General features: G+C 73.1%; 11 protein-coding genes. 3 read left to right on the plus strand and 8 right to left on the minus strand.

Annotation, left to right across the window (positions count from 1 at the left end; genetic code table 11):
• Positions 1–31: 31 nt before the first annotated feature.
• The gene (locus CLV56_RS16875; protein WP_100415321.1) at positions 32–2167 is read right to left on the minus strand and encodes an alpha/beta hydrolase; all 2136 of its coding nucleotides are present in this window, start codon (positions 2165–2167) and stop codon (positions 32–34) included.
• Between the two features lie 59 nt (positions 2168–2226).
• Positions 2227–3306, minus strand: a complete 1080-nt coding sequence (locus CLV56_RS16880) for a class I SAM-dependent methyltransferase (protein ID WP_039359552.1) — start codon at positions 3304–3306, stop codon at positions 2227–2229.
• A 179-nt stretch (positions 3307–3485) separates the two neighbouring features.
• On the opposite strand from CLV56_RS16880, the gene CLV56_RS16885 reads away from it, so the two are divergent.
• A complete protein-coding gene (locus tag CLV56_RS16885) occupies positions 3486–6209 on the plus strand; it encodes an AAA family ATPase (RefSeq protein WP_039359553.1) in 2724 nt (907 codons plus the stop codon).
• 39 nt (positions 6210–6248) lie between these two features.
• Here CLV56_RS16885 and CLV56_RS16890 read toward each other — a convergent pair whose 3' ends face one another.
• The 3 genes from CLV56_RS16890 to CLV56_RS16900 form a co-directional block, all read right to left on the minus strand.
• On the minus strand, positions 6249–6881 hold the full coding sequence (locus CLV56_RS16890; RefSeq protein ID WP_039359556.1) for an MOSC domain-containing protein: 633 nt from the start codon (positions 6879–6881) through the stop codon (positions 6249–6251).
• Between the two features lie 102 nt (positions 6882–6983).
• The gene (locus tag CLV56_RS16895) at positions 6984–7913 is read right to left on the minus strand and encodes a TIGR01777 family oxidoreductase (RefSeq protein ID WP_039359559.1); all 930 of its coding nucleotides are present in this window, start codon (positions 7911–7913) and stop codon (positions 6984–6986) included.
• Entirely contained in the window at positions 7910–8587 is a 678-nt protein-coding gene (locus tag CLV56_RS16900; protein WP_100415516.1) for a TetR/AcrR family transcriptional regulator, read from the minus strand. The genes CLV56_RS16895 and CLV56_RS16900 overlap by 4 nt, the downstream gene beginning before the upstream one ends.
• Before the next feature lie 54 nt (positions 8588–8641).
• On the opposite strand from CLV56_RS16900, the gene CLV56_RS16905 reads away from it, so the two are divergent.
• A complete protein-coding gene (locus CLV56_RS16905) occupies positions 8642–8995 on the plus strand; it encodes a hypothetical protein (protein WP_039359562.1) in 354 nt (117 codons plus the stop codon).
• Between the two features lie 164 nt (positions 8996–9159).
• On the opposite strand, the gene lepA is transcribed toward CLV56_RS16905, so the two are convergent.
• Positions 9160–11025: a translation elongation factor 4 gene (gene lepA, locus CLV56_RS16910; protein ID WP_039359565.1), complete on the minus strand. Its 1866-nt coding sequence runs from the start codon at positions 11023–11025 to the stop codon at positions 9160–9162.
• Positions 11026–11085: 60 nt separating this feature from the next.
• On the opposite strand from lepA, the gene CLV56_RS16915 reads away from it, so the two are divergent.
• Complete coding sequence (locus CLV56_RS16915) at positions 11086–11463, plus strand: YccF domain-containing protein (protein WP_039359568.1); 378 nt, start codon at positions 11086–11088, stop codon at positions 11461–11463.
• Between the two features lie 6 nt (positions 11464–11469).
• On the opposite strand, the gene CLV56_RS16920 is transcribed toward CLV56_RS16915, so the two are convergent.
• Together CLV56_RS16920 and CLV56_RS16925 are read right to left on the minus strand one after the other, a co-directional pair.
• Positions 11470–13506, minus strand: a complete 2037-nt coding sequence (locus CLV56_RS16920) for a permuted SH3 domain-containing protein (RefSeq protein WP_100415322.1) — start codon at positions 13504–13506, stop codon at positions 11470–11472.
• Complete coding sequence (locus CLV56_RS16925) at positions 13503–14432, minus strand: hypothetical protein (RefSeq protein ID WP_100415323.1); 930 nt, start codon at positions 14430–14432, stop codon at positions 13503–13505. The genes CLV56_RS16920 and CLV56_RS16925 overlap by 4 nt, the downstream gene beginning before the upstream one ends.
• Between the last annotated feature and the right edge of the window lie 18 nt (positions 14433–14450).

A 14450-nucleotide genomic window follows, 5' to 3' on the forward strand; every position in this document is an offset into this window, starting at 1 on the left:
TACCGAATCGAGACCCAACGGGGACCTGGTCTCAGAGCAGGTCACCCAGCAGGGCCGCCGCACGGGCCGCACCGTCGGTCGCGACACGCCGCGGTCGGGGGGTCGAGGCCAGCGCACCGAGCAGCTCGGCGGCGAGCCGATCGGCGTCCACGGCGTCCTCGTACGCGAGGTGACGACCGGCACGGTAGCGCTCCAGCCGGTGGCGGACGTGCAGGTTCTGCTCGAAGTGGTGGCGCAGCGGCACGTACACGAACGGCGTGCGCGCCGCGGCGAGCTCCATGCACGTCGTGAGACCGCCCTGCACCACCGCGACGTCGCACGCCGCCAGGTGCTCGCGCAGCCGCGGCACGTAGCCGCGGATCCGCACACCCCGGCGACGCGGCAACGACGCAGGATCGATCCGAGGGCCGCAGACGACCAGGAAGCGCAGCTCGGGAACCTCGCGGCGGGCGATCGGGACGGCGTCCAGCACGCGTTCCAGCAGCGCCGTCCCGACCCCCGAGCCGCCCACCGTCACCACGCAGACCCGATGCTCGGGCCGGTATCCGAGCGAGCGCCGCAGCGCCGCCCGGGCGGCGGAGTCCGGGACGTCGAAGCCGCTCACGTACCCGGCGAAGTCGAACTCCTCCTCGACCCAGGACCTGATGCTCGGCAGACCGTCGCCGAAGGACGCGTCGACGACGTCCTCGGGGTCGCCGACGAAGATCGAGCGGTCCCGCAGGTGCGGGTAGCGAGCCCGCTGCTCGATCATCTCCGCGTTGTAGTCGCGGGTCAGCGCCTCCTCGTAGGCTCCGCCGTCCGGCATCGGCAACCAGCCGACGAAGTCGGTGAACCACGCGAACGGCGCGCGCTTGCGCTCCGGGTTCTCGTGCAGGAAGTGGTCGACGTCCCACGCCTCGTCGCCGACCACCAGGTCGTACGGCCGCTCGCGGACGACCTCGTCGAAGACCAGGTAGTTCGCGACGAGGATCTCGTCCATCCTGCGGACCGCCTGGAACGCGTGCAGGTCGTGCTCCCCCGCCTCGGCGTCGATGTGAGCGGACTCGCTGGCGAGCCAGGCCGACGCAGGATGCACCTTCTCCCCCGCCTCCGTCAGCACGCCGGTGACGGGCGGCTGGGTCAGCCAGTCGATCTCGACCTCCGGATGGAGCCGCCGCAGCTCGCGCGCGATCGCGAGGTCGCGGCAGGCGTGCCCCAGCCCGATCGGCGAGGACAGGTAGAGCACGCGGCGGGGACGCCGGGAGGCGCGTGCCCAGGTCCCGTGCGCGGCCGGCGGGCGGACCCGGTCGACGAACGCCCGCAGGCGGGTGTTGACGAGCACCGGGTCGCGGCCCGGCAGGCCGTGCCCGCTGCCCTCGACCCGCAGCAGCGTTCCGCCGGTGAGCTCGGCGAACCGCTGCCCGACGGCGAACGGGACGATCCGGTCGCGGGTGCCGTGCAGCACCTCGACCGGGCACCGTACGGCGGTGGCGAGCTCGTCCTGGGGAGCGGCCTCACCGCCGCGCAGGCCCCGTGGGCCGTCGACCGTCGCGGCGAGCACCTCCGGCGTGACCGCCGAGGACCAGAGCATCGCGTCCTCGATCTGCTTGGTGGAGTGCGGTTCCACGAACATCTCGGCGAAGAAGTTCTCCCGGAAGCGATCGATCCCGCCCGCCATCCACGCTGCACGGTTGTACGTCTGCCATCCCTGCGGCCGCTGCGGCGCCGGGCCGTCCCAGTCGGGCGTGGCACGGCCCGGCCCGTCGACGATCAGCCGGCCCGCGGGTGCGATCGCGAACAGGCCCTCGACCCGCTCGGGATGCTGCGCCGCCACGGTCAGGGCCCACGCGGCCCCGGCCGAGAAGCCCACGAAGACCGCCGAGGTGGTCTGCGTGGCCTCCATCACCGCGAGGGTGTCCGCGACGTAGGCGGCGTCGGTGTACGCCGCCGCCCCGGCCGGCCTGCCCGACGCCCCGGATCCGCGGCCGTCGAACGTGACGACCCGGTAGTGCCGCGCCAGGTAGGCGATCTGCGCCTTCCACACCCGCGACCCGACGATCGCCCAGCACGGCATCAGGACCACCGTGACCGCGCCGGACCCGTACCGCTCCCACGCGATCGGGACCCCGCCGGACTCGACGCTGCCGTGCTCGTCCGGCGGTCGGCAGCGGGGGTCGGCGGACGCCATGGCTTCCATCGTCGCCGCGACCCGACCCCCGCGGAAGGGGCTTGCCCCTTCCCGTGCTCTCACGGGCGAACCTCGTAGACGTTGTTGAACGGCGTCTGCGCGACCAGCGCGAACCGGGTGAATCCCGCCGTCGTGACCACGTCGCGGAGCCGGGCCGGGCCGGCCTGCGTCCCCATCGCCAGCCCCACGTCCTGCGACAGCGACGCGGGCGTGCACAGCAGCGTGGAGAAGCCGTAGTAGGCGCGGCCGATCGGGTTCAGGTTGTCCTCGACGTGGTCGCCCGCGGCCGGCTCCACCACCATCCAGGTGCCGTCGGAGGCGAGGATGTCGCGGATGTGTCGCGCCGCTCCGACCGGGTCGCCCATGTCGTGAACGCAGTCGAACGTCGTCACGAGGTCGAACCCGGTGCCGTCGACGGCATCGGCGAGCTCGACGACGAACGTCGTACGGTCCCCGACCCCGGCCTCGGCGGCGCGTGAACGGGCCGTCTCGATCGACGGCGCGTGGTAGTCGGCACCGACGAACGTCGAGGCGTCGTACTCCTGGGCCATCAGGACGGTCGAGGCGCCGTACCCGCAGCCGACGTCCGCGACTCGCGCGCCGCTGGTGAGCTTGTCGACCACGCCGTCGAGCGCGGGCAGCCACTCGGCGACCAGGTGCGCCTGGTAGCTCGGCCGGAAGAACCGCTCGCAGCCCTCGTGCACGTCGTGGTTGTGCTCGTGCCAGCCGACGCCGTCGCCGCGACGCGCCGCCGCCAGCACGGACGGCGTGTCACGGATGGTCCCGTGCGCGATCTGGAAGAGGCCGACGAGGTACGCGGGGCTGTCGGGATCCGTGAACGCGACCGCCTGCTCGGGCGGCAGCGTGTACCGGCCGGTCCGGGGGTCGTAAGCGACGTACGAGCCGGCAGCCTGGGCGTTCAGCCACTCCCGGGCGATGTGCTCCTCGGTGGAGGTGCGCTCGGCGAGCTCGGCCGGGGTGCTCGGACCCTCGTCGGCCAGGCTGCGGTAGTAGCCGAGCTCGTCGCCCATCACGACGAGAGCGGCGTTCAGCGCGCCGCCGACCTCGGTCACGGCGGTCATCACGAAGCCCATCAGCTTGTCCGGATCGACCTCTCGTGGTGCGTCGATGGTGGTCATGGCGGTCCCTTCGTCGGGTGTCAGGTTGCTGTGGCTCGACGCTCGCAGCCGTGCGCCTGCGGCCGCATCAGGTGCCCCACCTAGTCCTCCGCAGCCCGCAGGCAGTCCTCCGCGGTCGCCGGCCAGAGGCGGGGCGCACGATCCGGCTCCCGGACGCCCGCGGACCCTACGATCGAGAGATGCTGATCGGCCGCGACCGCGAGCTCGCCGCCCTCGACCGGGTGCTGAGCGGCGCCCGCGTCGCTCAGAGCGGTGCGCTGGCTCTGGTGGGCGAGGCCGGGATCGGCAAGAGCACGCTGCTCGACGAGGCGGTGCGCAGCGCCGGCGACGGGCTCCTGGTGCTGCGAGCGACCGGCAGCCCCCTGGAGCGGGACCTGGCCTTCGCGGTGCTGCACCAGCTGCTCGGACCGGTCCTCGATCATCGGATGGCGCTGCCGGGTCCGCAGGTCGAGGCGCTCGAGGTGGCGCTCGCGCTGCGGGGCGGTGGGGAGCGGGTGGACCGGTTCGCGGTGGGCGCCGCCACGCTGTCGCTGCTGAGCCGGGTGGCGAAGGAGAAGCCGGTCCTCGCGGTCGTCGACGATGCCCACGAGGTCGACCGGTCCTCCGCCGAAGCGCTCGCGTTCGCGGTGCGCCGGCTGGTCGCCGACCCGGTCGCCGTCCTGGCGGCCGGCCGACCGACCGAGGGCTCCCCCCTCCTCACGAGCCTGCCGCGGCTCGAGCTCGGCGGTCTGGACACCCATGCGGTCGCCCGGCTCCTCACCGAACGGGCCGGCCGCCGCGCCGGCGACGAGGTCGCCGAGCGCGTCCGCGCCTCCACCGGCGGCAATCCGCTGGCGGTCGTCGAGCTCGCCGCCGAGCTCGAGACAGTCGAGCGGACCCCGCCCACCCGTCCGCCCGACATCCCCGCCCGGGTGCTCGCGGCGTACGGCCGGCGGGCCGCCGGACTCGCGCCGGAAGCCCGGACGGCCCTCCTCGTCGCGGCGCTCGGTGACGGCGACGTGGCGCGGACCGCCGCTGCTGCCGCCGCGCTCGACGTCGACCTGGCCGTCCTCGCCGACGCCGAGGCGGTCGGTCTCGTCCGCATCGACGGTGCCGCCCTCACGTTCCCGCACCCGCTGGCGCGAGCGAGCGCGTACGCCGTCGCTCCCCCGCAGCAGCGGCGCGACGCCCACCGCGCGCTGGCAGCGGTGCTTCCGGACGCGGACCGCCGCGCCTGGCACCTCGCCGAGGCGACGATCGGCCCAGACGCCGTGGCCGCCGACGCCCTGGCGGATGCGGCGCGGCGGGCCGACGAGCGCGGCGCGCACGCGGTCGCCGTCGCCGGGTACGAACGCGCGGCCGACCTGACCCCGGAACCGGCCGTACGCAGCCGCCGTCTCGCCGCGGCGGGCGAGTCCGCCTGGGAGGCGGGAGACGCGTCCCGGGCGACCGACCTGCTGGAACGCGCCGAGCACACCGCTGCGGACCCCGTCGCCGCGGCGCGGGCTGCGGCGCGGCGCGGCGCCGTCGAGATGCGAGGCGGCTCGCTGACCGCGGCGAGCGACCTGCTCGCCGAGGCGCTGCGCCGCCTCGACCCGGATGATCCGGACGCAGCGGCACTGGCGGCGTGCGACCTCGTCGGCGCCTCCTTCTTCCTCGCCGACACCACGGGGGTCCGCGACGCGACCCGTCGCCTCCGGTCGCTCGTTCCCCGCCTGAGCGACCCGACGGCGCGGACCCGAGCACGGTTGGCGGCCGGGATCGGCCTGATCACGACCGGCGAGGACGGCATCGCGCTGGTCCGCCAGTCGGTGGGCGAGATGGTCGATCGCGGGTCCGCCGACGATCCGCTCCGCCCCGGGTGGGGCGTGCTCGGTCCGTTGTTCCTGCGGGAGTCCAGCACCGGCCGGGACCTCGTCGACCACGCGGTCGAGCGGATCCGAGCACGCAACGCCCTCGGCTCGCTCCCGTACGTGCTGTTCCTGGTCTCGCGGGATGCCGCCGCGTCCGACCGGTGGGGCGACGCGCGGTCCGGGTACGAGGAGGGGATCGCGCTCGCCCGCGAGACGGGCCAGACCAACGACCTCGCGATGCTGCTCGCCGGGCTCGCCTGGCTGGAGAGCCGGGTGGGATCGGCGGACGCGTGCGAGGAGCACGCCGTCGAGGCGACGGAGCTGCACGCCCGCAACCACGTCCACCTCGCCCGTGCCTGGGCGGCGTGGGCGCGCGGCGACCTCGCGCTCGGTCAGGGCGACACCACCGCCGCGCTCGACCACTACCGCGGGCTCGTGGCGATGCTCGACGAGATCGGGCTCCTCGACGTCGACCTGCGACCGACCCCGGAGATCGTCGAGTGCCTCCTGCGTGCGGGACGTTCGGAGGAGGCGGCCGCCTGCGCGCGCGACTACGCCGACCGGGCCGAGGCCAAGGGACAACCCTGGGCCCGGGCACGTGCCGCGCGGACGGCGGCGCTCCTCCTCGGCCCCGGGGACGCAGCGGAGGCCGCGCTCGCCCAGGCGCTCGCTCTGCAGCGGGAGACGCCGGACACCTTCGAGGAGGCGCGCACCCTGCTCGCGACCGGCTCGATGCGGCGCCGCGACCGCCGTCGGGCGGAGGCGCGCGCACCGCTGCGCGACGCGGTGGCGGTGTTCGACCGGCTCGGGGCCCGACCGTGGGCCGACGCCGCGGCGGCCGAGCTGGCCGCGACCGGCGAGCATCCCCGTCGCCGCAACGACCGCAGCATCGACGCCCTCACCCCGCAGGAGCTCCAGATCGCGCGGATGCTCGGCTCGGGCCGTACGACCAAGCAGGCGGCCGCGGCGCTCTTCCTGAGCCCGAAGACGGTCGAGTACCACCTGCGCCACGTCTACACGAAGCTCGGGATCAACGACCGTGACGCCCTGGCGCGAGCGCTGGAGCAGTGATCGGGCGGCAACCGGTGCGCCCGTCGGCGGTGCGCGTGGTCAGCGGTGCGCGTCCACGTAGGCCTGGGCCTTCCGGCGCGCCTCGTACTCGATCCGCGGCGCATCCAGCAACCGCGGCAGGAGCGTCCGGTCGGTCGTCAGCGCGCGGAACATCAGCGCCACCGTGACGTCGTGATCGGGCCGCTCGACGACCTCGATCTCCTGTCCGGCGCTGATCTCTCCGGCCTCGAAGACGCGGAGGTACGCTCCGGGGACCCCGTGCTCGGTGAAGCGGCGGACCCACTTGTCCTCCTCGAGGAACCCGGCGAACGTCGCGCACGGGATCCGGACGGAGCACACCTCGAAGGTGGCCTCCCCGACCCTCCACCGCTCGCCGATCAGCGCACCGTTGACGTCGAGGCCGCGGGTCGTGAGATTCTCGCCGAACTCGCCGGGGCGCAGCTCGCGACCGAGGATGCGCCCCCACTCCTCGAGATCCTCCGCGGCGTAGGCGTAGACGGCCTGGTCGACACCGCCGTGGTGCTTCGCGTCGGCGATCTGGTCGCCGTCGAGGCCGAGCGCGTGCGCGCGGACCGACCCGGTGATCGGGCGCTTGTCGATCGCGGTCCTGCCGATCGAGGCGTACCCGACCGGCTTGATGCGGCCGACATTGATCGACTCGAGGATCGCCATGGACCGAGCCTAGCCGCGCAGCAACCATCCGGACGTACGACTCGGCAGTCAGGCGCGCCCGCAGCGCCACTGCGGCTGAGAATCGTACGTCCGCACGGTCGTTCAGCCGAGCTGGACCGGGAGCAGCCCGCGGGGCGTGCTGCGCGCGATGTCGACGAGCGCCGGACGCAGGCGGGGGTAGGCGAACGCGTACCCCGTGCCGGTCAGCACCCCGGGGTCGACCCAGCGGCTCTTGAGCACCAGCTCCGGCTCGCTGCGCAGGACGCGGGCACCGAGGCCGAGCAGCCACGCCGGTGTCGGGACACCGACCCTGCGGCCGAAGACCTCGCGCACGTGCCGCATGAAGGCGGCGTTCGGCTGCGGATCGGGTGCGGCGACGTTGACCGGCCCTCGGATCGTCGGGTGGTCCACGACGTGGTCGATCACCCGCCCGACGTCGTCGATGTGGACCCAGCTGACGATCTGGCCGCCGTCACCGATCCGCCCACCCAGTCCGAGCCGTGCGAGGTCGATCAGCGGGCACAGCGCTCCCCCGTCCGGGCCGAGCACGAACGCCATCCGCAATGCGACCACCCGGACGTCCGGCGGAGCCTCGGCCGCCTCGGCCTCCCAGGCACGCGCGACCGCGACCGAGAATCCCGAGCCGAGCTCGCCCCTGCACTCGTCCATCGGGCGGTCGCGCGCGTCGCGGTAGATCGTGCCGGTGCTCGCGTTCAGCCAGAGCAGTGGCGGGGAGGCGACCCGGTGCAGGGACCGTGCGAGCTGCGCGGTCGTCTCGGTGCGGGAGCTGAGGATCTCGTCGGCGGTGCGTTTCGTATAGCGGCAGCTCACCGAGCGACCCGCGAGGTTGACCAGCAGGTCGGCGCCGTCGACGGCCCGGTCGATCGAGGCGGTGTCACCCCACCGCCCGTGCGCGGCGGGGCCTCGCCCGATCGTGCGGACCCGCACGCCCTGCTCTGCCCACGCACGCTGCAGGTGGCGGCCGACGAACCCCGTCGCTCCGGCCAGCGCCACCGTCGTGCCGGCCCTCATCGCCCCTCTTCGGTGTCCGGAAGGTCCTCTCCGGCGACGTAGGCGGAGAGGCCGACCACGTCGGTGACGAGTCCGCGAGCGACCGGGAGGCGGGCGAGAGCGACGGCCCGCCCTGCCAGCGTCGCGGCCCGCTCGGCGAGGACGTAGCTCCGCCGCTGGTCGGGCGACGCGTCGGCGACCCAGTGGAGGGTGACGCCGAGGTAGGCGAACCAGAGCAGTCGCGGAAGCTCGGCGCGGAGCCGGCCGCGCACGCTCGTGGACGAGATCGCGATCACCTGGTCCATCAGCGCGACCGCCATCGTCCGGGCACCTGCCGACTCCGGCGAGAACGGGCTGGCGGCGGCCCGCGTCGGAAGCGCGTGGACCAGGAGCGTCCTGCCGAAGCCGTGATAGGGCGCCATCACGTCGAGGCCGCTGCGCAGGACCCTCGCGAGGTTGTCGGCCAGAGGCGCGCCTTCGACCAGCAGCGGCAGCGTGCGATCGCGGTGCTCGACCTGGATCTGGTCGTACAGCTCCTGGACGAGAGCGTCCTTGCCGTCGAAGTAGTAGTACGCGTTCCCGAGCGACACCCCTGCCTCGGACGCGATCCGGCGCATCGTCGTCGCGTCGTAGCCGTCGCTGCGGAACAGGGCCAGCGCCGCCGTCACGAGCGTGTCTCGCGTGCCGGCCGCCATCAGCACGACTTCCGATGTTTGAACATGTTCAGAACTCTACGCTAGGTTTCGAACATGTTCAAAACAGAAGGTCGACCGTGGTCCCGGACGCTGCTCTTCGCCTCGGCGTGGACGCTCGGCTCGACCGTGCTGTACGCGTGGGCGGTGGGGTCGGAGGCGCTGTCGATCGCGCTGCTGTTCGTGGTGGCGAACCCGGTCGGCTACGCCTTGGTGGGGTTCGGTCAGATCCTCGCGCTGCTCGCTGGGACGCTCGCCGACGAGGTCGGGCTGTCCGCCCCTGGCACACTCCCCTGGCCGTGGGGCTACCTGCTCCTCGTCATCGCGCCCGGCATGTTCGTCCAGGGATTGATCTGGGGCGCGGTGATCGAGGGTCTCCGCGGGTGGTGCTGCCGGTCAGCGACGGGTTGACGCGGTCGGCGGCTGCGCCGTCCAGAACGCCGAGTGTGCCGTACCGTCGCTGACCGGCGGTACGGCGCGCAGCCGGCGACGGTTCGTCACCCCGAGCGACGGAACGTCGCGTCGCTCCGCGTCACGGAACGTCGCTCGGTGGCCGCGAGCAGTGACGACGGGCGCTACTTCTTCGCCTTCTCCCCGCCGGAGTCGCCGGTCGAGAGCGCGGCGACGAACGCCTCCTGCGGCACCTCGACGCGGCCGACCATCTTCATCCGCTTCTTGCCTTCCTTCTGCTTCTCGAGCAGCTTGCGCTTGCGGCTGATGTCGCCGCCGTAGCACTTGGCGAGCACGTCCTTGCGGATCGCGCGGATGGTCTCGCGGGCGATCACCCGGGCGCCGATCGCGGCCTGGATCGGGACCTCGAACTGCTGGCGCGGGATCAGCTCCTTGAGCTTCTGCGCCAGCGCCACCCCGTAGGAGTAGGCGTTGTCGCGGTGCACGATCGCGCTGAACGCGTCGACCGGGTCTCCCTGGAGCAGGATGTCGACCTTGACGAGGTCCGCGCTCTGCTCGCCGGTCGCCTCGTAGTCCAGCGACGCGTAGCCCTTCGTCCGGCTCTTCAGGGCGTCAAAGAAGTCGAACACGATCTCGGCCAGCGGCAGCGTGTAGCGGATCTCGACCCGGTCCGAGGACAGGTAGTCCATCCCCAGCAGGGTCCCCCGCCGGGTCTGGCACAGGTCCATCACCGGGCCGATGTAGTCGGTCGGCGTCAGCACGGTCGCCCGTACGACGGGCTCGTGCACGGCTGCGATCTTGCCGGTCGGGTACTCGCTCGGGTTCGTCACGACGTGCTCGGAGCCGTCCTCCATGTCGACCCGGTAGACGACGTTCGGGGTCGTCGAGATCAGGTCGAGGTTGAACTCGCGCTCCAGCCGCTCGCGCACGATCTCCATGTGCAGCAGACCGAGGAAGCCGCAGCGGAAGCCGAAGCCGAGCGCTCCGGAGGTCTCCGGCTCGTACTGCAGCGCGGCGTCGTTGAGCTGGAGCTTGTCGAGCGCCTCGCGCAGCGTCGGGTAGTCGTCGCCGTCCATCGGGTAGAGGCCCGCGAAGACCATCGGGTTCGGGTGGCGGTAGCCGCCGAGCGGGTCGGTCGCGGGCTTGTTCGCCGACGTCACCGTGTCACCGACCCGGGACTGGCGGACCTCCTTGACGCCCGTGATGAGGTACCCCACCTCCCCCACGCCGATCCGGTCCGCCTTCTTCGGCTCCGGCGAGATCACCCCGACCTCGAGCATCTCGTGCACGGCACCGGTCGACATCATCTTGATCTTGTCGCGGTGCGAGAGGTGGCCGTCGACCACCCGGACGTACGTCACGACACCGCGGTAGGTGTCGTAGACCGAGTCGAAGATCATCGCCCGCGCCGAGGTGTCGGCGACCCCGACGGGCGGATCGACCTGCTCGACCACGGCATCGAGGACGGCCTCGACGCCCTCGCCGGTCTTGGCCGAGACCCGCAGGACGTCCTCGGGCTCGCACCCGACCAGGTGCGCGAGCTCCTCGGCGAACTTGTCCGGCTGGGCGCTCGGCAGGTCGATCTTGTTGAGCACCGGGATGACGTGCAGGTCGGCCTCGAGCGCGAGGTAGAGGTTCGCGAGCGTCTGCGCCTCGATCCCCTGCGCCGCGTCGACCAGCAGGATCGCGCCCTCGCACGCCGCCAGGCTGCGGCTCACCTCGTAGGTGAAGTCGACGTGGCCAGGGGTGTCGATGAGGTTCAGGATGTACGTGGTGCCGGCGTCGTCGCCGTTCTGCTTCGTGAACGGGACGCGGACCGCCTGGCTCTTGATCGTGATGCCGCGCTCGCGCTCGATGTCCATCCGGTCGAGGTACTGCGCCCGCATCGCCCGGTCGTCGACCACCCCGGTGTGCTGCAGCATCCGGTCGGCCAACGTCGACTTGCCGTGGTCGATGTGGGCGATGATGCAGAAGTTGCGGATCAGCGTGGGATCGGTCGCCCCGGGCTGGGGAGCTGCAGGAGAGGCCATGGTGCTGCCATCCTCCCATGCCGTGCCAGCCGGCTGACCGCCCCGCCGTACGCTCGGGGCGTGAACGTGATCCTCAATGTGATCTGGTTGGTGCTGAGCGGGATCTGGCTCGCGATCGGGTACGCGGTGGCGGGTCTGATCCTGTGCATCACGATCATCGGGATCCCCTGGGGGCTCGCGTCGTTCCGGATCGCGAACTACGCGCTGTGGCCGTTCGGGCGCACGATCGAGCCCCGCCCCGGCGCCGGGGTCCCGTCGATGATCGGCAACGTGATCTGGATCGTCCTGGCCGGGGTCTGGCTCGCGATCGCCCACATCGTCTCCGGGATCGCGCTCTGCATCACGATCATCGGGATCCCGCTCGGGCTGGCGAACTTCAAGATGATCCCGGTGTCGCTGATGCCGCTCGGCTACCGGATCGTGCCCGTGCGCCGCTGACAGCGGTCAGCCGCGACCGCGGCCGCCCGCGCCGCCGGGAAACCCTCCGCCGCCGGAAAGCCCGCCCGCGCCGGGGAACCCGCCGCCTGCGCCGCCGAAGCCACCACCGCCGAAGCCACCATCCTGCGACCCTTGATCGTCGCTCGACGGCAGCACGGCGTCGAGATCGGCGATCGCCACGTCCTGGCCCACCTCGAGGCCGTCGGTGACGGCGATCCGCGAGCCGCCCACCGCGCCCAGCGTGACCGGGGTCCGGGTCACCTCACCGTCGTCGACGACGAGCACGGTGCCCTCGGAGTCGGTCATGCGGGTCACGGCCGTGCTCGGAACGGTCACGACGTCGGCGCTGGTGGCCGTCACGAGCGCCACGCTCACGGTGGACCCTTCGGGCGACGACAGGGTGCCGTCGACCCGCAGTGTCACCTGATACGTGGTGTTGGACGAGGTGTCCGACGCCTCCGGGACGAGCCCGATCTTCGTCACCTCGGCGGCGACCGGATCACCCACGCTCGGCGTCACGGTGGCGCTCTGCCCGACCTGGACGGCGGACAGGTCGTCGACCGGCACGCTCAGGTTCACCGTCGTGTCGCCCTCCCCGATCAGCACGAAGGCCCGGTCGGAGGTGGAGACGGCGTCACCGGCGGCCACGTCGACGGCCATCACGGTCCCGGCGTACGGGGCGGTGAGGGTGGCCGCCTTGCGGTCCGCCTTCGCCTCGGCCAGCGCCGCCTTCTGGGAGTCGACGTCGGCCTGGGCGGACGCGAGATCGGCGGCGGTCGCCTCCGTCGACGTCGGCTCACCCGTGCCGCCGGACATGCTGCCGGAGCCGGCCGAACCGTCAGGCGCGGCCTGCTGCCCCGAGGAGCCGTCGGGCGCCGTGCCCTGGGACGGGGCACCCCCCTGGTCCTGACCGTCAGGCTGGCCGTTCCCGTCGGGCTGGCCATCGCCGGACTCGGTGTCGGGTTGGTTGCCGCCGGGTTGGTTGCCCCCGGAGCCGTTGCCAGAACCGCCGTTGCCCGAGCCGCCGTTGCCAGAGCCGCCGTTGCCGGAGCTCGCGTCCTCGCCGAGCTGCGCGACGGCGTCGTCGAGCGTGCCGCCGAGTGCCTCCAGCGCCGACTGGAGCTCGTCCTGCCGGTCGGCGACGACGTCCTGGGCGTCCTGGACGTCCTGGAGCGCCTGCTGGCAGGCCGGCGAGAGGCCGGCGGACGCGTCCGAGGCGGTGCCCGCGTCACCGGATCCGTCCCCGTCCGATCCGTCGCCGCCGTCGCCGCCGTCACCGGAGCCGCTCGGTGTGCTCTCGTCCGCGCAGGTGCTCTTCTGCTGCTCGAGCGCCGCCTTGGACGCCGCGATCGCTTCGGTGGCTGCGCTCTGCGCGGTCGTGACGGCCTCCTGCTCCTCCTTCAGCTCGGCCAGCTTCGCCGCAAGCCCAGGACTCGTGGACGCAGCACTCGCCGACGCAGCGCTCGTGGCCGCGGCACTCGCCGACGCAGCGCTCGTGGCCGCGGCGCGCGCCAGCGTGGTGGTGGCCGACGTCGAGGCCGGGGTCGAGGCCGGGGCCGAGGCCGCCACGGTGTACGCCGCGAGCCGGACCGCCGAGCCGCCGGACTCCGAAGTGGACGCCGAGGCGGTCGAGACGCCGGTGACCGCGCGGGTGACCGTGTCGATCTGCCCGTCCTCCACGTCGTCGAGGTAGGCCTTCGCGTCGGCGAGATCGGCCCGGGCCTTGATCACCGCGGTCGTGAGCTCGCGGGTCTCGAGGGTCCCCAGGGTCTGCCCCGCCCGTACCTCGTCGCCGACGCCGACCTTGACCTTCTTCACCGAACCGTCGGTCGCGAACACCAGGTCGGAGCGGTTCGCCGCCGCCACCGTCCCGTCGTACGACACGGTCTGCTCGACGCTGCCGATCGCGACCTGCGCGGTCCGGTACCGGGCACCGGAGGCACTCGAGGAGGCGACGACGAGGCCGACCGCGGCAGCCGTCACCGCGGCGACGCCGACGGCGACGGTCCGCTTGCCGACGGGCCGCCTGCGGATGCGGATCACTGGTCGTCCCCTCCCCGGCCGAAGCGCGCGCCGAAGCCGCCGCCGCACTCGCCGTCGTTCGGCTGGCTGATCGCGATCGCGGTGGCCGTGACGGCCCCGGTGGAGTCGGTGTCGCCCCGGCTCACGACGCAGACGCCGACCTTGACGTCGCCCGCGGTCGCGTCCCCGTTGGTGGTGTACGTGGTGTCGCCGCCGACCGTCACCTGGACGCTCCGGGTGTCGTCCGAGCCGCGGGCGACCGACTCGACGGTGAAGCCGTCGGACGTGGTCGCCGTCACGGTCCCGACGGCGAACCCGCCGCCGCCGAACCCGCCGGGTCCGCCCTCTCCACCGTCGGGCGCACCGTCAGGCATGTCGGTGGGCATGTCGCTCGGCATGTCGGTGGGCATGCCGTCGGGCATCTCGCCGTCACCCGGGGCGCCGTCTCCCGGAGCGCCGCCGCCGCGCGGCCCGCCACCGAAGCCACCGCCGAAGCCGCCGCTGCACTCGCCGTCGGTCGGCTCGCTGATCCGCACGCTGGACGCCGTCACGGCGTCGCTCGCGCTGTCACCCGAGTCGCCACCCGAGTCGCCACCCGAGTCGCCACCCGAGTCGTCGCTCGCGCCGTCGCCCATCACGACGACGCACGATCCTTCGGTGACGTCGGACAGCGACCCCGCGACCTCCTGCGTGAACGTCGTGCTGGTCGTCCACGACACGGCGGTCTGGCTGTCGGTCGACTGCACCTGCGCGGTCGACCCGTCGACCGCGGCGACCGTGCCCGACCCGGGTAGGCTCCCCGGGCCCTGGCCGCCGCCCCGAGGCTGCTGATCGGACGACTGTCCGGACGGCGCTGCGGCGTCGCTCTGCTCCGACGCGCTGCCGCACGCGCTCAGCGCGAGCACGGCGGTCAGCCCGAGCGCCGACAGGGTGATGATGCGATTCATGGATGCTCCCGTCATGGG

The sequence above is a fragment of the Mumia flava genome (assembly GCF_002797495.1).
Classification (GTDB): Bacteria; Actinomycetota; Actinomycetes; order Propionibacteriales; family Nocardioidaceae; genus Mumia; species Mumia flava.